This is a genomic window from Rhodococcoides corynebacterioides, from assembly GCF_019834675.1.
GTDB classification, from domain to species: domain Bacteria; phylum Actinomycetota; class Actinomycetes; order Mycobacteriales; family Mycobacteriaceae; genus Rhodococcoides; species Rhodococcoides corynebacterioides_A.
In genome coordinates this window covers 35,186-58,502 of record NZ_JABUBU010000002.1, presented here as the reverse complement: position 1 = coordinate 58,502, position 23,317 = coordinate 35,186, and the positions used below count along the sequence as shown (strand labels likewise).

General features: G+C 72.1%; 16 protein-coding genes and 1 pseudogene. 15 read left to right on the top strand and 2 right to left on the bottom strand.

What is annotated here, in order from left to right:
* The first annotated feature begins 165 nt into the window (after positions 1-165).
* The 3 genes from HQ603_RS04665 to HQ603_RS04655 are packed head-to-tail and all read left to right on the top strand — an operon-like array spanning position 166 to position 3,550.
* Positions 166-1,614: a FecCD family ABC transporter permease gene (locus tag HQ603_RS04665; protein ID WP_222683394.1), complete on the top strand. Its 1,449-nt coding sequence runs from the start codon at positions 166-168 to the stop codon at positions 1,612-1,614.
* Entirely contained in the window at positions 1,611-2,681 is a 1,071-nt protein-coding gene (locus tag HQ603_RS04660) for a FecCD family ABC transporter permease (protein WP_222683393.1), read from the top strand. The genes HQ603_RS04665 and HQ603_RS04660 overlap by 4 nt, the downstream gene beginning before the upstream one ends.
* Positions 2,678-3,550 carry an ABC transporter ATP-binding protein gene (locus HQ603_RS04655; RefSeq protein ID WP_222683391.1) on the top strand — a complete coding sequence of 291 codons (873 nt, stop codon included), beginning with the start codon at positions 2,678-2,680 and terminating at the stop codon, positions 3,548-3,550. The genes HQ603_RS04660 and HQ603_RS04655 overlap by 4 nt, the downstream gene beginning before the upstream one ends.
* On the opposite strand, the gene HQ603_RS04650 is transcribed toward HQ603_RS04655, so the two are convergent.
* Both HQ603_RS04650 and HQ603_RS04645 read right to left on the bottom strand, forming a co-directional pair.
* Positions 3,547-5,976, bottom strand: coding sequence for a rhomboid family intramembrane serine protease (locus HQ603_RS04650; RefSeq protein ID WP_222683704.1), 2,430 nt, complete (start codon positions 5,974-5,976; stop codon positions 3,547-3,549). The genes HQ603_RS04655 and HQ603_RS04650 overlap by 4 nt on opposite strands.
* A gap of 152 nt (positions 5,977-6,128) precedes the next feature.
* Positions 6,129-7,427 (bottom strand): alpha/beta hydrolase, encoded by a 1,299-nt coding sequence (locus HQ603_RS04645; protein ID WP_222683389.1) that lies wholly within the window; start codon positions 7,425-7,427, stop codon positions 6,129-6,131.
* A gap of 108 nt (positions 7,428-7,535) precedes the next feature.
* Between HQ603_RS04645 and HQ603_RS04640 the strand changes: the two genes are divergently transcribed.
* The 12 genes and pseudogenes from HQ603_RS04640 (at position 7,536) to HQ603_RS04585 (ending at position 23,313) form a co-directional block, all read left to right on the top strand.
* Positions 7,536-7,934 carry a BlaI/MecI/CopY family transcriptional regulator gene (locus HQ603_RS04640; protein ID WP_222683387.1) on the top strand — a complete coding sequence of 133 codons (399 nt, stop codon included), beginning with the start codon at positions 7,536-7,538 and terminating at the stop codon, positions 7,932-7,934.
* A gap of 14 nt (positions 7,935-7,948) precedes the next feature.
* The gene (locus tag HQ603_RS04635; protein WP_222683385.1) at positions 7,949-8,899 is read left to right on the top strand and encodes a M56 family metallopeptidase; all 951 of its coding nucleotides are present in this window, start codon (positions 7,949-7,951) and stop codon (positions 8,897-8,899) included.
* A gap of 310 nt (positions 8,900-9,209) precedes the next feature.
* Positions 9,210-10,691 (top strand): annotated as a pseudogene (locus tag HQ603_RS04630) (DEAD/DEAH box helicase); the annotation flags it as partial.
* Positions 10,692-10,764: 73 nt separating this feature from the next.
* On the top strand, positions 10,765-12,228 hold the full coding sequence (gene gndA, locus HQ603_RS04625; RefSeq protein ID WP_222683384.1) for an NADP-dependent phosphogluconate dehydrogenase: 1,464 nt from the start codon (positions 10,765-10,767) through the stop codon (positions 12,226-12,228).
* Positions 12,229-12,232: 4 nt separating this feature from the next.
* Entirely contained in the window at positions 12,233-13,141 is a 909-nt protein-coding gene (locus HQ603_RS04620) for a DMT family transporter (RefSeq protein ID WP_222683383.1), read from the top strand.
* An 11-nt stretch (positions 13,142-13,152) separates the two neighbouring features.
* The gene (locus HQ603_RS04615; protein ID WP_222683382.1) at positions 13,153-14,589 is read left to right on the top strand and encodes a GuaB1 family IMP dehydrogenase-related protein; all 1,437 of its coding nucleotides are present in this window, start codon (positions 13,153-13,155) and stop codon (positions 14,587-14,589) included.
* A gap of 211 nt (positions 14,590-14,800) precedes the next feature.
* Positions 14,801-16,189 (top strand): hemolysin family protein, encoded by a 1,389-nt coding sequence (locus HQ603_RS04610; protein WP_222683380.1) that lies wholly within the window; start codon positions 14,801-14,803, stop codon positions 16,187-16,189.
* Complete coding sequence (locus HQ603_RS04605) at positions 16,182-17,273, top strand: hemolysin family protein (protein WP_222683378.1); 1,092 nt, start codon at positions 16,182-16,184, stop codon at positions 17,271-17,273. Before HQ603_RS04610 ends, HQ603_RS04605 begins: the two co-directional genes overlap by 8 nt.
* Complete coding sequence (locus HQ603_RS04600) at positions 17,270-18,163, top strand: 3-methyladenine DNA glycosylase (protein ID WP_222683377.1); 894 nt, start codon at positions 17,270-17,272, stop codon at positions 18,161-18,163. The genes HQ603_RS04605 and HQ603_RS04600 overlap by 4 nt, the downstream gene beginning before the upstream one ends.
* Positions 18,164-18,223: 60 nt before the next feature.
* Positions 18,224-20,401: a malate synthase G gene (locus tag HQ603_RS04595; RefSeq protein ID WP_222683375.1), complete on the top strand. Its 2,178-nt coding sequence runs from the start codon at positions 18,224-18,226 to the stop codon at positions 20,399-20,401.
* A gap of 6 nt (positions 20,402-20,407) precedes the next feature.
* Entirely contained in the window at positions 20,408-22,174 is a 1,767-nt protein-coding gene (locus tag HQ603_RS04590; protein WP_222683373.1) for a VWA domain-containing protein, read from the top strand.
* Entirely contained in the window at positions 22,171-23,313 is a 1,143-nt protein-coding gene (locus HQ603_RS04585) for a metallophosphoesterase (RefSeq protein WP_222683371.1), read from the top strand. The genes HQ603_RS04590 and HQ603_RS04585 overlap by 4 nt, the downstream gene beginning before the upstream one ends.
* Positions 23,314-23,317: the final 4 nt, after the last annotated feature.

The window sequence follows — 23,317 nt, the reverse complement described above, 5'->3', positions numbered from 1 at the left end:
GCTCAAGAATTGAGGTAAGCCTAACCTGACGCCGGGAGACGGCGGCGTGGCGTCCGTCACGCACCCGTGACGCTCGGCCCGGTCGGGTCGCGGGACTATGGTTAGGCTTGCGTAACCATCCGGGTGCGCCCGACCGACCACACGACCGACCGGCGAGGAGGCGACGTGTCCGAGAGCACCGTCCCGTCCCCCACCGCGCCGCCGGCGGATCGGGACTACGCCTCCCTGGACCGGCGGCCACCCGCCGTCGCGTCCCGCGTCGTCGCCCACACGGTCGACGTCGCGCTTCCCGCCCTCCCCCTGCTGATCGGCGTCGTCGTCGTCCTCTCCCTGGCCGACGCCAACGGCGGCGGAGAGATCGACAGGGCCGTGTTCGGCGCCCTGGCGCTCGCGTCCGCCCTCGGCGTGGCGTTCTGGAACCGCGGCCTGCGCGACGGGCGGGCGGGACAGAGCGTCGGCAAGACCATGGCGGGGTTGGTGCTGCGCGACCGAGACCACCACGGCGCCATCGGGATTCGCGCAGCCGTCACCGGCGGACGGACCGCCGAGGTGGTGCGGGTGGACGTCGCGGCGGCAGACGGCTTCGCCCCGATTCCCGCCGACACGTCGTCGGCCGCGACCCGACGCCGCCGCACCGGCGGACTGATCGTCCTCGCCGTCGCCCTGGTTCTGGTGATCGCCATGTCGATCGCCGTCGGGGCCCGGCCGCTGACCTTCGCGGAGATCGCCCACGCGCTGCTGTCCTCCACCGGCACGGACACCGACGTGATCGTCCGGTCCCTGCGCCTGCCCCGAACCGCGCTGGGATTCCTCGTCGGCGTCGCCCTCGGGGTCGCCGGCGCCCTCATCCAGGGCCACACCCGCAATCCCCTCGCCGACGCCGGACTCCTCGGCTTGAACGCCGGCGCCGCCTTCTTCGTCGTCATGGCGATCTACCTGTTCGGCATCGCCTCTCCCGGCGGCTACCTGTGGTTCGCCTTCGCCGGCGCGGCCGTCGCCAGCGTCGTGGTGTTCGGCAGCGCGTCGATCGGCGGCGGACGGGCCAACCCCCTGTCCCTCGCCCTGGCCGGCGCCGCCGTCGCATTCTTCCTCCAGGCACTCACCAACGCCGTCGTCCTGCTCGACCAGGCCACGCTGGACAGCTACCGCTTCTGGATCGTCGGGTCCGTCTCCGGACGCGGCATCGACATCTTCTGGACGGTCCTGCCCTTCGTTCTCGCCGGCCTCGTCGTCGCCGCGGCCGGGTCGCCCGCGTTGAACACCATCGGCCTCGGCGACGACGTCGCCCGGTCGCTCGGGACCAACATCGCCCTGACGCGCACGGCGGGCATCGTCGCCATCACCCTGCTCACCGGCGCCGCGACGGCCGCCTGCGGACCCATCGCCTTCGTCGGTCTGGTCGTGCCGCACATCGCCCGGTCCATCGTGGGACCGGACTACCGCTGGATCGTCCCGTTCTCGGGCGCACTCGGCGGACTGCTCCTGCTGATCGCCGACGTGATCGGCCGCGTCGTCGTGCGGCCGGGCGAGTTGCAGGTCGGCATCGTCCTCGCGCTGGTCGGCGGGCCGTTCTTCATCGCCCTCGTCCGCCGCCGCAAGCTGGTCGCGCTGTGATCGCCCCGCCCGGCGTCGCGGGTCGTCCGGCCTTCCGCGTCGGTCGGTTCTCCACGGTGCGCCGCCCCACCCGTGTGGCGATCACGCTCGCCGTCACCGCGGTGCTGTTCCTCGTGTTCTGCCTGAACATCGGCCGCGGGGACTACCCGCTGTCGATTCCCGACGTCGTGAACGTGCTGTTCGGCGGCGGGTCGCGCATCGAGCGCTTCGTCGTCACCGAACTCCGCCTGCCCCGCGCGCTGACGGGCGTCCTGGTCGGAGCGGCGCTCGCAATCGCGGGAGCCGTCACGCAGTCGATCACCCGCAACGCCCTCGCGAGCCCCGACATCCTGGGGATCACCTCGGGGGCCAGCGTGGCGGCGGTGGCGCTGATCGTGCTCGGCGGAAGCGGAACGGCCGTCGGCCTGCTCGCGACCCTGGGCACCTCGACCGCCGCGCTGGTCGGCGGATTCCTCACCGCCGCCCTGATCTACCTCTTCGCCTGGCGCGGCGGGGTGGAGGGGATGCGGCTGGTGCTGATCGGCATCGCGATCAACGCCATGAACATCGCGCTCATCGGCTGGTTGTTGGTCAGCGCCACCATCACCGACGTCACCCGCGCCCAGCTCTGGCTGACCGGCACCCTGGCCGGCGCCACCTGGACGCAGGTCTGGCCGGTGTTCGCCGCGGTCCTCGTCCTCGGCACCGCGACCCTGGCGCTGTCCTTCCGCCTCAACGCCATGCGCCTCGGCGGCGACACCGCCCGCGCACTGGGTGTGAACGTGCAGCGGTCGCAGGCGGCGCTGCTCGTCGTGGCCGTCGCGCTGGCCGCGGTGGCCACCTCCGTCGCCGGCCCCATCGGCTTCGTCGCCCTCGCCGCGCCGCAGATCGCGCTGCGGCTCACGCGCTCGCCGGAACCGCCGATCGTCGCGTCGGCCGTCGTCGGTGCCGTGGTGGTGGTGGGCTCGGACCTCGTCGCGCGCACCGTCCTGCCGATCGAACTGCCCGTCGGCATCGTCACCTCCGCACTGGGCGGCCCCTTCCTGCTGTACCTGATGATCAAGGCCAATCGAAAGGCGTCGGTATGAGCGCTCCCCACCTCGCGCGCACGGCCCCCGGGCACCCCGCCGACGAGCACCGACTCGCGGCCGACGGCATCTCCGTCGGGTACGGCGATCGCGTCGTCATCGACGGACTCGACCTCGCCGTGCACACGGGAGTCGTCACCACCGTCATCGGACCGAACGGCTGCGGCAAGTCGACTCTGCTGCGCGCGCTCGGGCGACTGCTGACCCCGCGGTCCGGACAGGTGACGCTGGACGGCAAGGCGATCGACAGCATGAAGACCCGCGACGTCGCCCGCACCCTCGGCGTCCTCCCGCAGTCCCCGATCGCCCCGGAGGGCCTGACGGTCGCCGATCTCGTCGCCCGTGGGCGCCACCCGCACCAGTCCTGGATCCGGCAGTGGTCCCGCGACGACGAGGCCGAGGTCGCCCGCGCCCTCGAGCTCACCGGCATCGCGGAACTCGCCGAGCGGCCGGTCGACCAACTCTCCGGCGGTCAACGGCAGCGGGCCTGGATCTCGATGGCCCTGGCGCAGGGCACCGACGTTCTCCTGCTCGACGAGCCCACCACCTACCTGGACCTCGCACACTCCATCGAGGTGCTCGATCTGGTGGACCGCATGCACGACGAGATGGGCCGCACCGTGGTGATGGTGCTGCACGATCTCAACCTCGCCATCCGGTACAGCGACCGCCTCGTGGTGATGCACGAGGGCTCGATCGTCGCCTCCGGCACTCCCACCGAGGTGATCTCCGAGCAGCTGCTGCTCGAGGTGTTCGGGCTGGCCGCGGCCGTCATCGACGATCCGGTGTCCGACCGCCCGCTGGTGGTGCCGATCGGCACGCGCCACGTGCACGACCGGCGCCCCGGCCGGGAGCAGCCGACGCGCTAGCGGTCCAGCATGGTGCGCACGAGCCGCACGCTCTGCGCGATGGACACGTCGGGCAGGTAGGCCCGACCGATGGCGTTGCCGATGCTCGGCAGCGCCGCGGGATCCGGGAACGTCATGTACATCGGCTCGTAGACCGGCTGGAACTTCGACTTGAACGCGAGCAGCGAGCGGAACCCGTAGACCGGTTCGAGGGTGCGGCCCACGACGTCGAGCAAGCGGTCGAGCACGGTGGACAGCGTGGTGGTCTGCGGGCTGTCCTCCGCGGGGTCGCCGACTTTCGCCAGCGGTGCACCCGAGAGGCTGAGGAACTGCGCACCCTCCTCCTGCAGCGACAGCGCGGCGGAGGCGATGAGGAACTCCATCGCGGGCCGGAATCCCTCCGTGCGACGCCGCATGAAGTCGAGCGTCCACCCCACCACGACGCCGTCGCGGTACACCGGCATCCACGAGGTCACGCCGTGGACGGTGCGGTGCTCGTCGATCGCGACGAGGCAGCGCACGGCCGGGTCGTCCACCTCGTCGAGGCCACCGAGAGTGAAGCCCATCTCCGGCATGCCCTTGTCCGCGACCCACTCCTCCGAGATGGCGGTGATCTGGTCGGTCACCGCCAGCGGCGCGGTGGGGAACGAGATCCACTCGGCCGCCACGCCGGCCTTCTTGGCGCGGTTGACCGCCGTGCGCACGTCCTGGAACTTCTTGCCGGTGAACGCGAGGTCCTTCAGGGGCAGCACGGTCTCCTCCCCGACCTGGATGCTCTCCCATCCGAGGTCCGAGGTGATCGACGCGGCGTCGGGAGTCACCGAGTAGAAGCACGGTGACCAGCCGTTGGCGGCGGCGTACTCGGCGAAACCGACGATCGCGGCGCGGCGGCCGGCCGGGGGGCCGACCGGATCGCCCGTGGTGAGGGCGATTCCCGAGATGACCCGGAACGCGACGTAACTGCGGCCGTCGTCGGCGAACCAGTAGCGGTTGCCGCGCCAGGTGGTCATCCAGGACAGCGCGCTGCCGCTCGACGCGGTCAGCAGCTCGCGCGCACGCTCGGCCGCCTCGGAGTCGACGCCGTAGGAGATGCGGAAGAAGGACGCGGCGGTCACCGCGATCAGCACCACCCAGAAGACGATGCCCGTCCACTCGTAGAGAAGTGTGGCGGGTCCGCTGTTCGGGAGGAAGGGCGGGTCGAACCACTGCAGCAGCACCGGGGGCACCAGCCGCTGCGGGTAGTCGAGCAGCAGCGTGGTCGGCGCCGGATCGCCGTCGAAGCTGCGTCGGATTCCCGTGCCCACCAGCACGTAGAGCACGCCCAGCGCGATCGCCGTGCCGCCGACCGTCGTCCACAGCCTGCGGTAGGTGCCGCGCGGCGCGGCCACGTCGAAACGTCGGCGGGTGACGACGAGCAGAACGAGCACCAGCACGGGGACCACGAACGGCACCACCGACCGGTAGAACGTCGGCTCGGCCGTGCCGTAGAAGATCGTGTCGGTGTCGTCGACGTAGCGGATGAGGACGTTGGCGGCCGCGAGCACCACGAGCGCCGCCTGCGCGACGACGGCGGCGATCCAGGCGAACCGGCGGCCGCGGCGCAGACCGTCGGCCAGCACCAGGAGGTAGATCGACGGGAGCACGCTGGCGACCACCGGCCCCAGCCCGCCGAGTCGCAGGTCGAGCAGACCGCGACGGCACTCGGCCGACGCCGAGTCCGCGCCGCACACCAGGTCGACCTCGTCGACCGTCCACGGCTGGCTGCGGAACAGTTCTCGGAGCACCGCGAGGGGTCCGACCGCGTGCGGGGAGAACGCCGCGATCATCGGACCGAGCGCGCTCGCCGCGACCACGAGTGCGACCAGCACCCGCTCCTCGCGCCGCGTCCCGGCCAGTCGCGATCCGCGCGGGGAGCGCCCCACCAGGACCGGTCCCACCGCCGCACCGACGACGACGGTCGCCAGCGCCATGACGTCGCCGAGGTGCCCGCCGAACAGGGCGAGCACGGCGGTGAACGCCAGCAGACCGACCCGGATGCGTCGACGCCACAGCGTCGTCGCCGAGGCGCTGGCCGCCATGAGCGTGCCGAGGATCCACGCGAACGGCCCGGAGAAGACGCCGAGGTGCAGTTGGAAGCCCCAGGCCTCGTCGAGCACGCGGGCCGCCGCCGCGAATCCGAGGGCCACCAGCGAGCCGCCCACCTGGGTCAGCAGCGCCACCAGCGCGAATCTGCGGGACCCGAGCCGTCGTTCGGTCGGGGCCGCGATCGCGAGCAGCAACACGGTCGAGGCGAGGGCCGCGAGCCACCCCACGACCACGAGGCCGGACGTCAGCGGCGTCCACAGGCGCAGGTTCTCGATCGGCACGATGCCCAGCGCCAGGTGGTGGTCGACGAAGCTGCGCACGCTGCGGGTGGTGAGCATGCCGACCACGAAGACGCCCCACATGATCGCGAGGACACCCAGCGTCACGGGGGCACGCCGGGCACCGTCGCGGATCGTCGGGATCGCACGTCCGACCTGTCGGGCCACCGCGACCCGGGCGCGGCGCCGCGTCGAGGGCGGGGTGTCGGCCGGGGCGTCGACCTTCTCGGTGTCGTTCACGAGGTGATTCCTGTTCTCGTTCCCAGCCAGCCGATCTCGCGTCGGAGGCCTTCGGACCACGTCTGGTAACTGTGCCCGCCGGGCACCTCGAGGTACTGCACGTCCATGCCGGCCGCCCGGGCGGCGGCGACCAACTGCGCGGCGTAGCCCTTGTACTCGGGATCGTCCGCACCGACGACGAACACGCCGGCCGACCCGTCGTACCGCTTCGTGGCCAGGAGGTTCATCGGGTTGACGGCCTCGAACGCGGCCTCGCTCCCGCCGAACGCCGCGTCGAGCGTGCGTCGGCGGTCCCCCAGCGTCGGTTCGAGCTGGCCGGACAGGACGAGGAACGTGGGATACACCTGCGGGAAGTTGGTGGCCATCTGCAAAGCGCACGTGCCGCCGTAGGACAGACCGCCCACGGCCCACGCCGAGGGGTCCGGGTCGATCTGCAGCGTGCCGCGCACCCAGGCCGGGACGTCCGTCGACAGGTAGGTGGCGACGTTGCCGAGCGGCGAGTCGACGCAGAGGGGGTTCGCGACCGCACTGCCGGTGGCGTCGGCGACCACCACGACGGGCGCCAGACCACCGTGATCGGCCGCGTAGGCGTCCATCGTCTGCACCAGGCGTCCACCGGTCAACCAGTCGTCCGGCGCACCCGGCTGGCCGGCCATGAGCACGAGGACGGGCAGCAGGGGTCGGCGCGGCGCGAAGTACGCCGGGGGAAGGTAGACCTGCGCGTTGCGCGCCGCGAACCCCGACACCGTGCCGGGAATCGGCGTGTCGAGAATGCGGCCGCCCGACGGCAGGTCCGCGGGAGGCGTCCAGACGGACTCGAGGGACGACCCGGTGATCGGGTCGGCGGTCCGGTTCGTCGCCTCGTCCAGGCCGACCTTCTCGGCGGCGTCGAGGCCCAGCGCGCTGCCGACGGTGGGGTACGCGGCGAACACGAGATTGACCTGCAGGGCGGCGGTCGCGACCACGGCGACGGTGGCGAGCAGGGCGAGGACCGTCGTCCACCAGCGGCGCGCGGCGACGACGCGCGGGACCACCAGCAGCAATCCGAGCAGACCCACCCCGATCCAGACGTAGACGGACGTCTGGATCGGATCGGGAAATCCGCGCCAGATCTTCTCGACCACGACCCAGCCCACGACGGTGAGCACGACGGCGGCGATCAAACAGATCGGCACCGACCGCAGGAGATGTCCACGACGTCGCGACAGCACCAGAACCGCGAGGCCGACGGCCCCCGCGAACGTGACGACGGTGGGAAGCGGTCCACTGACCAGCGAGGTGTCGACGAGGGCCACGGCGTCACAGTAGCGCCGCCGCGCACGAGCGCGGCGGGTCCGCGCTCACGGGCCGCGACGCGCCCTACTACGACCCGTAATACGCACCCGTGTCGGAGAAGCACTAGCATGTGCGGAATGGCAGGCCTGGGCGATCTCGAACGTGCGGTGATGGAACATCTCTGGGCCAGCGACTCCCCGCAGACCGTGCGGCAGGTCCACGAGGCGCTCGCCGCCCAACGGGAACTGGCGTACACCACGGTGATGACGGTGTTGCAGCGGCTGGCCAAGAAGAAGCTGGTGACCCAGCGCCGGGACGACCGCGCGCACCGGTACGCCCCCGTCCACGGACGCGAGGAACTGGTCGCGAGCCTCATGGTGGACGCGCTGGACCAGGCCGACCGGTCCGGCGGCCGCGCCGCCGCGCTGGTCCACTTCGTGGGCCGCGTGGGGGCCGACGAGGCCGCAGCTCTGCGCAAGGCTCTGGCAGCATTGGAGGAGCAGGACCCCGAGCCCCGCTCCGACTGACCGAACCCGAGGACATGAACGCACCGACCGCGCTCGTTTTCGCCGCCCTGGCGTTGCTGCTGGCGGGGCCGATCCCGGCGATGCTCGCCCGCGCGACGTGGCCGCATCGGACGCCGCGGGCCGCCCTGGTGCTGTGGCAGGCGATCGCCCTCGCCGCCGTCCTCTCCGCCTTCTCCTCCGGTCTCGCCATTGCGAGCCAGCTGCTGGTGCCGGGCCCGGACGGGCGCCCCACCACGGCCCCCACCGCCGAGATCGCCGCCCTCGGGCTGCCGCTCTGGATCGTCTACGTCACGGTCTTCGTCGTCACCCTCGTCATCGGGGCACGCCTGCTCTGGGCGACGTCGCTGGTCGCGGTGAAGACCCGTCGACGACGCGCTCGTCACCGCACGCTGGTCGACATCCTCGACCGCGGGTCCGACACGCCCTCCCGGCACGGCACCGACGTCCGGGTGCTCGACTCCGCCGACCCGATCGCCTACTGCCTACCCGGCCTGCGCCAGCGAGTGGTGCTCAGCGAAGGCACCCTCACCAACCTCGACGACGCCGAGCTCGCCGCTATCCTCACCCACGAACGGTCGCACCTGCGGGCGCGGCACGATCTGGTGCTCGAGGCGTTCATGGCGGTCAACCAGGCTTTCCCCCGCGTCGTGCGCAGCCGGTCGGCGTTGGGGTCGGTCCAGCTGCTGGTCGAGCTGCTCGCCGACGACAGCGCCGTCCGCGCCACCGGGCCCAAGCCGTTGGCGCGTGCGCTCGTCGCGTGCGCCGGGTCCGCGGCGCCCCGCGGCGCCCTGGCCGCCGGCGGGCCCAGCACGCTGGTCCGCGTTCAGCGCCTCGCCCGGCCGGGTACCGATCACCGCGTGGCCGCCCTCGCCTACCTCGCCGCCGCCGTCATCCTGGTGGTGCCGACCATCTACGTGGCCGTGCCGTGGCTGACCGAACTGCGTCGACTCGTCGGGCATCCCTGACCACGAGGCTCCCCCCGGCACGGTTGCGCTGCTCACACCGGTCGTCCGCGACGGTCGTCGTCGCGTAGGGTGGTCGATGGTTCGTCAGTCGAACCATCAGATATTCGATACGGCACGTTCTTTTCTTCACCGCCCCCGTGATGCGCAGGCGCATACGGTCCACGCGGTGTTTCGAGACACCTTCTTTCGTTGTTCGGCGGGTCTTCCCCGCGCATCGAGCCAGGTGATGTGTGCCCTGGCTCGTCCTCGTCGCGCGGCACCCTCGGTGCCGTCGACCTCGGCGCGCCCGCAACCCGAGAGGTCCCCCGCGTTGACCGACGCCACACCGTTGTCCCCCGCCGCTGATGCGGCCGTTACTGCCACCTTCGCCGAGCTCGGCCTCCCCGCCCCCGTGGTGACGGCCCTCGCGTCGAAGGGCATCACCGTTCCCTCCCCCATCCAGTCGATGGCCATCGGCGACGCGCTCGCCGGGCGAAACGTGCTCGGCCGCGCCCAGACCGGGTCCGGCAAGACGCTGGCCTTCGGCCTGCCGATGCTCGCGCGCCTCGCGGCGTCGGGCGAGAAGCCGGCGGCGAAGCGCCCCCGCGCCCTGGTGCTGGTCCCCACCCGCGAACTCGCGTTCCAGGTGGTCGATTCGCTGCAGACCTACGCCGCTCCCCTCGGCCTGTCGGTGCGCCCGGCGGTCGGCGGCACCCCCTTCGGCCGGCAGGCCGATCAGCTGCGCCGCGGCGTCGACGTGCTCGTCGCGACGCCGGGACGCCTGGGCGATCACCTGCGTCAGGGCACCTGCCTGCTCGACGACGTGCGCATCACGGCTCTCGACGAGGCCGACCAGATGGCCGACATGGGCTTCCTCCCCGAGGTCCGCGAGGTCCTCGGTCTCACCCCCGCGGACGGACAGCGCATGCTGTTCTCAGCGACCCTCGACCGTGAGGTCCAGTCGCTGGTCCGCCGGTTCCTGCCCGATCACGTCCAGCACTCGACCGGCGACAGCAAGGCCGCCGTCGAGTCGATGGAGCACTACATCCTCAACGTGGGTCGCGGTCAGAAGGACCTCGTCCTGTCGGAGATCGCGGCACGTCAGGGTGGGCGCACCATCATGTTCGCGCGCACGAAGCTCGGCTGCGAGGGCATCACCGACCGGCTGCGCGCCGTCGGCATCCACGCCGAGTCGCTGCACGGCGGCAAGGCGCAGAACCAGCGCACCCGCGTGCTCGATCGGTTCAAGAACGGCCGCACCCCGGTGCTCGTCGCCACCGACGTCGCCGCCCGCGGCATCCACGTCGACGGCATCGACCTCGTCGTCCACGTCGACCCCCCGGCCGACCACAAGGACTACATGCACCGCGCCGGTCGCACGGCGCGCGCCGGCGCCGCGGGCACCGTCGTCGCCATCGCCCTGCCGAACCAGCGTCGCACCATGGGACGCCTGACGGGCATGGCCGGCGTGAAGGTCACCGAGGTCGACGTCTCCCCCGGGTCCGCCCGGCTCGGCGCCATCACCGGCGCGCAGAAGCCGTCGGGCGAGCCCGTCCGCGAGGCACCCCGCCGCGAGCGTCCCACCGGCGCCCCGCGTCGTGGCGGCAGCGAGGGCGGCGGCTACCGCGGACGCAGCAGCGAGGGTGGCTACCTTGGACGCAGCAGCGAGGGTGGCTACCGCGGCCAGGGCGCACCCCGTCGCGACGCCGCACCGCGTCGTGAGGGCGCACCGCGTCGTGAGGGCGCACCGCGCCGCGACGCCGGTACCCACGGCGGCGGCTTCCGCAGCCGCGCGTCGCACGCCTCCACCGACTAGCCACCGGCACACAGGGCCCCCGTCCGGCCCCGGACTTTTCAGCCGGGGCCGGGCGGGGAAAACTGGGCCCATGACCTCCCCTCGCGACACTTCCGACGGATCCACTCCCCTCGCCCCGATCGGCGTCACCGGCCTCGCCGTCATGGGTTCCAACCTGGCGCGCAACTTCGCGCGACGCGGCCACGTCGTCGCCGTGCACAACCGCAGCAGCGCCAAGACCACGGCGTTGATCGAGAACCACGGCAGCGAGGGCACGTTCGTCCCGTCGGAGTCCATCGAGGACTTCGTCGCCAGCCTCGAGAAGCCGCGCCGCGTGGTGATCATGGTGAAGGCCGGCGATCCCACCGACGCGGTGATCGAGGAACTCGCGGCGGTGATGGAGGAGGGCGACATCATCATCGACGGCGGCAACGCGCTGTACACGGACACGATCCGTCGTGAAGCGGACCTGAAGGAGCGCGGTCTGCTCTTCGTCGGTGCCGGGATCTCCGGCGGCGAGGAGGGCGCCCTGAACGGGCCGTCGATCATGCCCGGCGGACCGGCGAAATCGTACGAATCCGTCGGACCCCTGCTCGAGTCCATCGCCGCGCAGGTCGACGGCACCCCCTGCTGCACCCACATCGGACCGGACGGCTCCGGCCACTTCGTGAAGATGGTGCACAACGGTATCGAGTACGCCGACATGCAGCTCATCGGCGAGGCCTACCACCTGCTGCGCGACGCGCTCGGCAAGGATCCCGACGCGATCGCCGACGTCTTCCGCACCTGGAACGAGGGCGACCTCGAGAGCTACCTCGTCGAGATCACCGCGGAGGTGCTCTCCCACAAGGACGCCAGGACCGGCACGCCGCTGGTCGACGTGATCGTCGACGCGGCGGAACAGAAGGGCACCGGCCGCTGGACGGTCAAGTCCGCGCTCGATCTCGGCGTTCCCGTCACCGGCATCGCCGAAGCGGTCTTCGCGCGGGCACTGTCCGGCGCGCGGGGTCAGCGCGCCGCGGCTCGCGGGCTGGCCTCCGGCAGCCTCGCCGACAAGCCGCAGGACGTCGACGCGTTCGTCGAGGACATTCGGTCCGCGCTCTACGCCTCCAAGGTGATCGCCTACGCCCAGGGCTTCGATCAGATCGCGGCCGGCAGCGCCGAGTACGACTGGAACCTCCACCCCGGCGACCTGGCCACCATCTGGCGCGGTGGCTGCATCATCCGCGCCCGGTTCCTGAACCGCATCAAGGACGCTTACGACGAGAACCCCGAGCTGCCCAGCCTGATCCTGGCGCCGTACTTCCGCGAGGCCGTGGAGAACGCGGTCGACAGCTGGCGGCGGGTGGTGTCCACCGCGACGCTGCTCGGCATTCCGGTGCCGGGCTTCGCCTCCGCCCTGTCCTACTACGACGGACTGCGCGCCGAACGTCTCCCCGCCGCCCTGACGCAGGGCCTGCGCGACTTCTTCGGAGCGCACACCTACGAGCGGGTCGACGCCGAGGGCAAGTTCCACACGCTGTGGAGCGAGGACAGGTCCGAAGTCCAGGCGTGACGCCGTGACCTCGTCCAGCTCGTCCGCGTCGTGGTGGGCCGCGATCGTCCTCGCACTGATCGCCGCCGCCCTCTTCGCGTGTGCGGCCGTGGCCCAGCAGTCCGCCGCCGCGGCCGCGCCCGAGGGTGCGCTCGTGCGCGGCGTTCTGACCAGTGGGCGATGGTGGGCCGGGGTCGGGGGCGACCTGGGCGGCTATCTCGTCCAGGTCGCCGCCCTCGCGGTCGGATCGGTGGCGGTGGTGCAACCGGTGCTGGTCAGCATGCTGCTGTTCGCGCTCCCCCTGTCCGCGCGGTTCTCCGGGCTGCGCATGCGTCCGTCGACCTGGCTCGCCGCGTTCGGACTGACGGCCGCGCTGGTGGTCTTCGTCGCGGTCGGCGAACCGACGGAGGGCGACGCCGACGCGCCGTGGTCGGCGTGGGCGTGGCCGTTGGCCGCCGTCGTCGCAATCGCCCTCGTCGCGGCCGCCGTGGGTGTCCGCGCGGGCGGCCGGGCGTCGCGGGCCGCGTTGTCGTTCGGCATCGCCGGTGGGCTGCTGCTGTTCGGCGTCGCGGTCGCGTTCACCAAGTACGTCACCGATCTCGTGGAACGGGGACTGCTGGTCGCGGCGACGTCCTGGCAGACCTACGCCCTCGTCGCCGCCGGGGTGGCCGGGTTCTCCCTCCAGCAGCGGGCGTTCCAGGCGGGCCCGCTCGCGGCGTCGTTGCCCGCCGTGACCATCGGCGAGCCGCTCGCCGCGGTGGTGCTGGGCGTGCTGGTGCTGCAGGAACGCATCGAGGTCGGCGGGGGCCGCGGTGTCGTCGTCGCCGCTTCGATCGCGGTCATGGTCGTCACCACCGTCCTACTGAGCCGGGTGCAGGCCGGTGTGGGGAGCGCCGGGACCGCTCGGTCCGGGCCACTGCCGTCGTCGCAGTAGGATCGCGTTCCGTGCAGTTCCTCCACGATCGTCGCCCGCCGTACGACCTCACCTACGACGACGTCTTCCTCGTCCCCAATCGGACCGACGTCACGTCCCGCTTCGACGTCGACCTCGCCACCACGGACGGAACCGGCACCACCGTGCCCGTCGTGGTCGCCAACATGACCGCCGTCGCCGGCAAGCGGATGGCCGAGACGGTCGCACGCCGCGGCGGCATCGTCGTCGTACCACAGGACGTGCCCACCGAGGCCGTCGCGGAGACCGTCGCCTTCGTCAAGAGTCGCCACCTCGTCGCCGACACCCCCGTCACGCTCAGCCCGGACGCGTCGGTGTCCGATGCCCTGGCGCTCATGCCGAAGCGAGCGCACGGCGTCGTCGTCGTGGTCGAGGCCGGACGCGCCGTCGGTGTCGTCACCGAGGCCGCGTGCACCGACGTCGACCGATTCGCCCGCCTCGGGACGGTCATGGAGAGCACGGTCGTCACGGCGCCCGTGGACACCGATCCGCGGGCGGTCTTCGACCTGCTCGAGGCCCGGCACGAGAACCTCGCCGTCCTCGAGACGAGCGACGGCTCGCTGGCCGGTGTGCTCACCCGCACCGGCGCGCTGCGCAGCGCCATCTACCGACCCGCCGTCGACACGCAGGGCCGCCTGCGCATCGCGGCCGCCGTGGGCATCAACGGCGACGTCGCCGCCAAGGCGAAGGATCTGGTGGACGCCGGCGCCGACCTGCTGGTGCTGGACACCGCGCACGGCCACCAGCACAAGATGCTCGACGCTCTCGCCACCGTCGCCGCACTCGGGCTCGGCGTCCCGCTCGCCGCCGGCAACGTGGTCTCGGCGTCGGGCACCCGCGATCTGATCGAGGCGGGCGCCGACATCGTCAAGGTGGGCGTCGGGCCGGGTGCGATGTGCACCACCCGCATGATGACCGGCGTCGGTCGACCGCAGTTCTCCGCCGTCGAGGAATGCGCCGCCGCCGCGCGCGCACTGGGCAAGCACGTCTGGGCCGACGGCGGCGTGCGGCACCCGCGCGACGTCGCTCTCGCGCTCGCGGCCGGCGCGTCCAACGTGATGATCGGATCCTGGTTCGCCGGCACCCACGAGTCTCCCGGCGACCTCCGTGTCGACGCCGCCGGCGTGGCGTACAAGGAGAGCTTCGGCATGGCGTCCAAGCGGGCCGTCGCGGCTCGGACCGCCGCCGACAGTGCCTTCGATCGCGCGCGCAAGGGACTGTTCGAGGAGGGCATCTCGAGTTCTCGGATGCGGCTCGACCCGGAGCGCCCCGGTGTCGAGGACCTGCTCGACCACATCTGCGCCGGGGTCCGCAGTACCTGCACCTACGCGGGTGCGCGGTCGCTGGAGGAGCTGCACGCCAAGGCGGTGTTGGGAATCCAGTCCGCCGCCGGGTTCGCCGAGGGTCGGCCGCTGCCCACGGGGTGGTGACCCCCTCGGTGGCCGTCGAGTCGACCGGCGCGGTTGACCACCGGCACGGCCGGGTATCGCACCCCGCACGAACCACACCACGCGGACTCCGTTCCGCGCGGACCGCTCGATCGAGGAGGACATCGGTGCCCGTGGCACCCAGCGACACGTCGGAGGGATCCACAGCCGAGCCGGGTCTTCCCGGCTCGTCCCACGCCGCGGCGGTGCCGCGGTGACCGTGCTCGTTCCCGTCCTGTCCCTTCTGGGCTTCGTCGCGTTGACCGCCGGCACCGCCCTGTTCGTGGCGGCGGAGTTCTCGCTCACCGCGCTCGAGCGCAGCACCGTCGAGGCGGCCGCTCGGGACGGTGACACGCGCTCGCGCCGGGTGCTCGGGGCGCACAAGACGCTCTCCCATCAACTCTCGGGGGCCCAGCTCGGCATCACCATCACCACGCTGATCACCGGCTACATCGCCGAACCGGTGCTCGCGCGGTTCATCTCCCCCGTCGCCGGCGCTCTGGGCGCGTCCGATTCCGTGGCCACCGCGGTGTCCCTGGTGCTCGCGCTGGTCCTCGCGACCTCGCTGTCGATGGTGTTCGGGGAACTCGTGCCGAAGAACCTGGCCATCGCCGATCCGATGGGGGTGGCCCGCGTGGCGGCCGGCCCCCAGGCGGCGTTCTCGTCGGTCTTCCGGTGGGCCATCGACGGCCTCAACGGGACCGCCAACTGGCTGGTACGCCGACTCGGGATCGAACCCGCCGAGGAACTCCGCTCGGCGCGCTCCCCGCAGGAACTCGGATCGTTGGTCCGCTCGTCCGCCGAGCACGGGTCGCTCGACGCCCGTACCGCCCGATTGGTCGACCGGTCCCTGCAGTTCGGGGACCGGAGCGCCGACGAGCTGATGACGCCGCGCGTGAAGATCGAGACCCTGTCGGCCCAGGACACGGTCGCCCACCTCATCGACACCGCGGCCCGCACCGGCTTCTCCCGGTTCCCCGTGGTGGCGTCGGGCGATCTCGACGACACGCTCGGCGTCGTCCACATCAAGCACGCGTTCACCGTGCCCGCCGAGGAGCGCGCCACCACCCCCGTGCGGCGACTGGCCCAGAAGGTGCCGACCGTGCCGGCCAGCCTCGACGGCGACGCGGTGATGGACCGGGTCCGAGCCGACGGCATGCAGGTCGCGCTGGTGGTCGACGAGTACGGCGGCACCGCGGGCATCGTCACCATGGAGGACCTCATCGAGGAGATCGTCGGCGACGTCCGCGACGAGCACGACACGCCCGAGGTCGACGTCCAGCGGGTCGGCGACGGATGGCTGTGCTCGGGTCTGCTGCGCATCGACGAGGTCGGCGAACACACCGGCTACGCCGCCCCGAGCGGGGACTACGAGACCCTCGGCGGGCTGGTCCTGACCCGGTTCGCCCGCATCCCCGACGCCGGGGACCGCGTGGTGCTGCCGACGGCGACCGGCGAATCCGACGACGACGCCCACGGCGGATGGATCGCCCGGGTGGAGGCGATGGACGGTCGACGGATCGACCGCATCCTGCTGCGTCCCGCCGATCCCGAGGAGATGAGCCGCACGCGCGGTGCAGAAACCGAGGACCGTCGTGGGTGATCTCGCCGCGGTCGGCCTCGCCGTCGTCCTGTTGCTGCTCAACGCGTTCTTCGTCGGCGCGGAGTTCTCGCTGATCTCCGCGCGACGCGACCGCCTCGACAGCCTCGTCGCCCAGGGCAAGACCAGGGCGTCCGTCGTGATCGAGGCCGGTCAGAACCTCTCGCTGATGCTCGCGGCCGCCCAGCTCGGCATCACCATCTGTTCGATCCTGCTCGGCCGGGTGGCGGAGCCGGCGGTCGCGCACCTCATCGAACGGCCCTTCGAGTGGGCGGGCCTGCCGGAGCAGTTGCTGCACCCGATCGGCTTCACCCTGGCCCTGATGATCGTGGTGGTCCTGCACATCCTGATCGGCGAGATGGTGCCGAAGAACATCGCCATCGCCGGGCCCGAGTCGACCGCGATGCTGCTGGTGCCGATGCACCTGCGGTGGCTGGCCGTCGCCAAGCCGTTGATCGCGTTCTACAACCTCTGCGCCAACCTGACGCTGCGCGCCCTGCGGGTCGAACCCCGCGACGAGCTCGAGTCGTCGGTGTCCGCGGACCAGCTCTCCGACATGATCGGCGAATCCCGGTCGGAGGGCCTGATCGACGAGGAGGAGCACCGCCGGCTCACGCAGGCGCTCGAGACGTCGGGGCGGACCGTCCGCGAGGTGCTCATCCCGCTGGACAAGGCTCGGACGGTGCGCACCGGACCCGACGGGCCCACTCTGGGCGCGATCGAGGAGGCGGTGCGGGAGACCGGTTTCTCCCGCTACCCGGTGCGCGACGACGCCGACGGCCTCATCGGCTATCTGCATCTGAAAGACGTCCTCGACCTCATGGCCGACCCGGACGCGGACGCCGATACGGTCATCCCGCGTTCCGACGTGCGGATGCTGCCCGTGGTGGACGGCCGGACGCCGCTGGACGAGGCGTTGGCGCGGCTGCGCAGCCGTCGCAGCCACCTCGCGGCGGTGGCGGAACCGGGGCGGGGCACCATCGGCATCGTCGCGCTCGAGGACCTGGTCGAGGAGTTCGTGGGGACGGTGCGCGACGGCACCCACCGCGTCGAGGACGTCGTGCCGGGTCCGGACGAGCCGAGATGATCGTGCTCGATCCCGCCGACCTGGCCGCGCGCCGGGCGGCACACGAGCAGCGCGTGCACGACGCCGTCGGCGACTACCTGGAGCGTCGGGCGAGCGGGGCGGCCCATCCGGTGATCGACTTCCTCTTCACCTACTACAGCCTGAAACCGGGGCACCTGCGGCGGTGGCATCCCGGCCACGGCGTCGCCCTCGTCGGCGAGGGCGCGGCGGCCTACCGCGACCGCACCGGCTACACGTCGGTCACCGTGGACGGCGCTCTCGCGACGACGGTGTCCGACGAGTTCCTGGCCAAGCGCCTCGCGGCGGTCGAGTTCGTGCACACCCTGCTGACCCGCACCGCGGCACGGCCGGCGCGGCTCGGCTGCTTCGGGTTGCACGAGTGGGCCATGGTCTACCGGGGCGGCGACGACGCCCTGCGCCACGACGTCCCGCTGCGACTCGGGCACGAGGGGACCGACCGGGTGGTCGAGGAGATGCCGCTGCGGTGCACGCACTACGACGCGTTCCGCTTCTTCACCCCCGACGCGGTGCCGCGCAACGACACCGCGCTCTCCCCCGACCACCGGCTGCGCACCGAACAACCCGGTTGCCTGCACGCCGCGATGGACCTCTACAAGTGGGTGGCCAAGCTGGGTCCGCTGCTGCCGTCCGATCTGCTGCTGGACTGCTTCGACCTGGCGCGCACCGCGCGCGAGATCGACATGCGGGCCAGCCCGTACGACCTGCGGGGGTACGGCTACGCCCCGATCGCCGTCGAGACGCCGGCCGGCCGCGCCGAGTACGTCCGGGCGCAGCAGGACGTCGCGGAGCGAGCGACCGGATTGCGCGCGCGCGTCGTCGAGGGGTGTCGGTCGCTCCTGGTGCACTCCGGTCGCACTACCAGTGGGTAACATCGTCCACGGCGCGGCAACGGTGCCGCGGCCGACGAGAAGTCGAGTGAGGGGCTACAGATGACGGAACGCGTCCAGGTCGGAAGTCTGCAGGTTGCCGCTGTGCTGCACGAGTTCGTGGAGAAGCAGGCTCTGCCGGGTACCGGTGTGCAGGCGGACGCGTTCTGGTCCGGGGTGCAGTCGCTGCTGACCGATCTCGCCCCGAAGAACCGTGCTCTGCTCGCGACGCGCGACGAGATCCAGGGCAAGCTCGACGCCTGGCATTCCGAGCACCCGGGCGCCGACTACGACAAGGCCGAGTACAAGGCGTTCCTGCAGGAGATCGGGTACCTCGAGGAGCAGCCGGCTCCGTTCTCGATCACCACCTCCGGGGTGGACCGGGAGATCACCTCCACCGCCGGTCCGCAGTTGGTGGTGCCGGTGCTCAACGCCCGCTTCGCGATCAACGCCTCCAACGCCCGCTGGGGTTCGCTCTACGACGCCCTGTACGGCACCGACGCCATCCCCGAGGACGGCGGCGCGGAGAAGGGCACCTCCTACAACCGGGTCCGCGGCGACAAGGTCATCGCCTACGCGCGGGCGTTCCTCGACGAGGCCGTGCCGCTGGCGTCGGGCTCGCACGCCGACGCCACCTCCTACGTCGTCGACGGCTCCGCCCTGTCGGTGACCCTCGCCTCGGGTGAGACCACCGGACTGGCCGATCCGTCGCTGCTGGTCGGCTACACCGGCGAGCCGTCGGCGCCGACGGGCATCCTGTTCCGTCACCACGGGCTGCACCTGGAACTGCAGATCGACGCCACCAGCCCCATCGGCAGCACCGACGCCGCCGGGGTGAAGGACGTGCTGGTCGAGTCGGCCGTCACCACGATCATGGACCTCGAGGACTCCGTCGCCGCCGTCGACGCCGAGGACAAGGTCCTCGGCTACGGCAACTGGCTGGGCCTGATGCGCGGCGACCTCGCCGAGGAGGTCACCAAGAACGGCAAGACCTTCACCCGCACCATGAACCCCGACCGCGTCTACACCGCCCTCGACGGCTCCGAGCTGGTGCTGCACGGCCGCTCGCTGCTGTTCGTGCGCAACGTCGGGCACCTGATGACCACCGACGCGATCCTCGACGCCGACGGCAACGAGGTCCCCGAGGGCATCCTCGACGCGATCATGACCTCGCTGTGCGGCATGCACAGCCTCACCGGTGAGGTGGAGCTGACCAACAGTCGCACCGGCTCGCTCTACATCGTCAAGCCGAAGATGCACGGCCCCGCCGAGGTCGCGTTCACCGACGAGCTGTTCGCCCGCGTGGAGGACCTGCTGGGTCTGTCCCGCAACACCCTCAAGGTCGGCATCATGGACGAGGAGCGGCGCACCACCGTCAACCTCGCCGCCGCCATCGCCGCGGCGAAGGAGCGGGTGGTGTTCATCAACACCGGCTTCCTCGACCGCACCGGCGACGAGATCCACACCTCCATGGAGGCCGGACCGGTGGTCCGCAAGGCCGAGATGAAGAAGCAGACGTGGATCGCCGCCTACGAGGACTGGAACGTCGACACCGGCCTGGCCGCCGGACTGGAAGGCAAGGCGCAGATCGGCAAGGGCATGTGGGCGATGCCGGACCTGATGGCCGACATGCTCGAGCAGAAGATCGGCCACCCGAAGGCCGGCGCCAACACCGCCTGGGTGCCCTCCCCGACGGCGGCGACCCTGCACGCGCTGCACTACCACCAGGTGGACGTGTTCGCCCGCCAGGAGGAGATCGCGCAGTCCACGCGGGCCACCGTCGATCAGATCCTCGAGATCCCGCTGGCCACGGACACCTCGTGGAGCGCGGAGGACAAGCAGCGCGAACTCGACAACAACTGCCAGTCGATCCTCGGCTACGTCGTGCGCTGGATCGACCACGGTGTGGGCTGCTCGAAGGTGCCCGACATCGACGACGTCGCTCTTATGGAAGACCGTGCCACGCTGCGCATCTCGAGTCAGTTGCTGGCCAACTGGGTGCGTCACGGTGTCGTCTCCGAGGACGACGTGCTGGCCTCCCTGCACCGCATGGCGCCGGTGGTCGACCGACAGAACGCCGGCGACCCCAGCTACCGGCCGCTCGCCGAGAACTCCGAGACCAACATCGCGTTCAACGCGGCGAAGGACCTCATCCTCCTCGGCACCGAGCAGCCCAACGGCTACACCGAGCCGATCCTGCACGCACGCCGGCGCGAGTACAAGGCCGCCAACGCGCGATGACCACCCGTGGGTAACCACCGCCGCGGCCACGCCGATCGCCGCCGACGCGGCGTCTCGCGCGGTCTGATCACCACGGTCGTCGTCATCGCCGTGCTCGCGGCCGCGGTGGTCGGGTGGTTCGCGGTGCGCGACCGAGCCGACGAGGAAGCCGCGCAGGCGGCTCGGGCGTGCGTCGAGGGCCCGGCGACCCTCGCCGTCACGGCGGACCCGGACGTCGCGGGCGTGCTGCGCACGCTCGCCGACGACTGGACCGCGACGTCACCGGTGGTCCGCGACCGGTGCATCACCGTCGAGGTGACCGCCGTCCCGACGGCGGTGGCCGGCGAGGCCCTGGCCGCGCCGACCTACGACGCCGCCGCGGCAGGACCGGAGCCCGCTCTGTGGGTGCCGGCCGACTCCGCGTCCGCTTCCGCCGCGGTCGCCGCTCGGGGCACGGATCAGACTCCGCGCTCGGTGGTCACCTCACCGGTCGTGCTCGGCACGGCACCCGCTCTCGCGGAGGCCCTCGCCGGGTCCGGGTGGACGGACCTGCCGGCACTCGCGTCGGCGGGCTCGGATGCGCTCCGCGCGGTCGGCGCCGAGACCCTGCGTCTCGCTCTGCCGCCCGGTCCGAGCACCGCGGCCGCCCTCGTCGCCGTGGCCGGCGATCCCGCCACCGCGACCGGCCCCCTGACCGTCGAGCGGGCGACCTCGACCGACGCCGTCTCGGCGGTGTCGCGGACCGCGCTGGCCGCGGCGGCGCTCGACGGGCAGGGCGGGCAGGACGCGAGCCCCGACACGGCGCTCGACGCCCTCGTCGCGGCACCGGATCCGATCGCGGCACTCGTGCACGCGGTGCCGGTGACCGAGCAGAGCCTGGCCACCCGGATTCGCGAGGGGCAGCAACTGGCGGCGTTCCGACCCGCCGGGCCGACACCCATCGCGGACCACCCGGGGCTCGTCCTGTCGACGGCCGACGAGACCGGCCGTGCCGCGGCTGCGGAGTTCCTCGACGTGGTGCGGTCCCCGGCGGGTCGCGAGGCGTTCCTCGCCGCAGGTTTCCGCGTGCCCGGCGGGTCCGCCGACGGGTCCGCGGACGCCGCTCCCGACCCGATCGCCGGACTCGACTTCCCCCCGGTCGACACGGTCGCCCCGGTTCCGACGCCCGACGCGCGGGCCGCGGTGCTCGGCACCGCCGCGGCGCCGAGTCGACCGGCCTCCACCACCGTGCTGCTCGACGTCTCCGGGTCGATGGAGTCGATCGACGGCGGGGCCACCCGGCTCGACAACGTCCGTGCGGCCCTCGACGAGACCCTGAGCGCGCTGTCCGGCGACGGTCGTGTCGGCCTGTGGGTCTACAGCCGCGGCCTCGACGGGCCGCGCCCGTACCGAGTGCTCGCCCCCCTGGGCCCGGCGACGGAGAGCGCACGGAGCGGCACCGCGGGACTGGCATCGATCACCCCGCAGACCGCCACGTCGACGTACGCCTCCGTGCTCGCGGCCTACCGCTCGGCCGTGGAGAACTGGACCCCCGACGGCCCCCAGTCCGTCCTGCTCGTGACCGACGGACCCAACGACGACACGTCGATCTCGTCGTCGTCGTTCCTGCAGTCCCTGGCCGACGCCGCCGACCCGGCGCGGCCGGTCCGCCTCGACATCGTCTCGCTGGCGGACAATTCCGATATCGACACCCTGCGGACCGCCGCAGGGCAGACAGGTGGAGACGTGATCGTCACAGCATCGTCCGACCCCGGCCTGGCCGGCACCCTCGCGCGACTGACCTCCGCCCGGTGATGCGCATGGCGGTGTTCGCCGTCGTCCTCGGACTCGTGACGTTCTGGCTGCACCGACGCCTCGTCGTCGCGAGCGACCTGCGCCGCGGCACCGGGCGTGTGGTCGATGCGGTGCTCGTGCTGTTCTGGGCCGCGGCCGTCGTCGGCATCGGCTCCGGTGAGGTTCTCGACCCCGCGTGGGCCCGCTACGTCGCCTACCCGGGTCTGAGCTGGCTGGCCGTCCTGCTCTACCTCGTGCTCGGCTCCGTCCTGATCGCCCTGCTCGCGGGGCTGATGCGGCTCGGCGCCGCCGCCGCGCGTCGGGACGGGACCGACGCCCGCCGCACCACGGTGCGCCGGGCCAACACCGTGCTCGTGCTGGGCACGGTCGCGGCGGTGGGCTACGGCGTGGTGGACGCGGCCTCGCCCGAGGTCACCCGCACCGAGGTGGGCCTGCCCGGCCTGCCCGCGTCGTTCGACGGCATGCGGGTGGCCGTGGTGTCGGACCTGCACGTCGGGCCCGCGCGGGGCGACCGCTTCGTCGCCGGCGTGGTCGACGAGATCATGGCGCAATCGCCGGATCTGATTCTGGTGGCGGGCGACCTGATCGACGGCACCACCGAGCTGGTCGGGCCTGCGCTGGCACCCCTGAGTGGCCTCGAGGCTCCGCTGGGCGTGTTCGTCACCAGCGGCAACCACGAGTTCTACGCGGGCGACGGCGGACAGTGGCTGGATCTGTTCGACTCCCTCGGACCCACCGTGCTCCGCAACGAGTCGGTGCAACTCCGTCGCGGGTCCGACACGATCGACCTGGTGGGCATCGAGGACCTCACCGCCCCGGAGCCGTACCAGCCGGATCTGCCCGCGGCGCTGAGCGGCACCGACCGGGACGACTTCCAGCTGCTCGTCGCGCATCAGCCGAAGCAGGCGCTCGAGGCGTCGGACCTCGGCGTCGACCTGCAGGTCTCGGGCCACACGCACGGCGGGCAGATCTGGCCGATCCCCTACCTGGTGCCGCTGCAGCAGCCCACCGTGCAGGGCCTCGACACAATCGGGAACACCACGATCTACACCACCCGCGGCGCCGGCGCCTGGGGCCCGCCCGTGCGGATCGGCGCGCCGCCCGAGATCACGATGCTCGAACTCCGGACGGCGGCCTGATCCG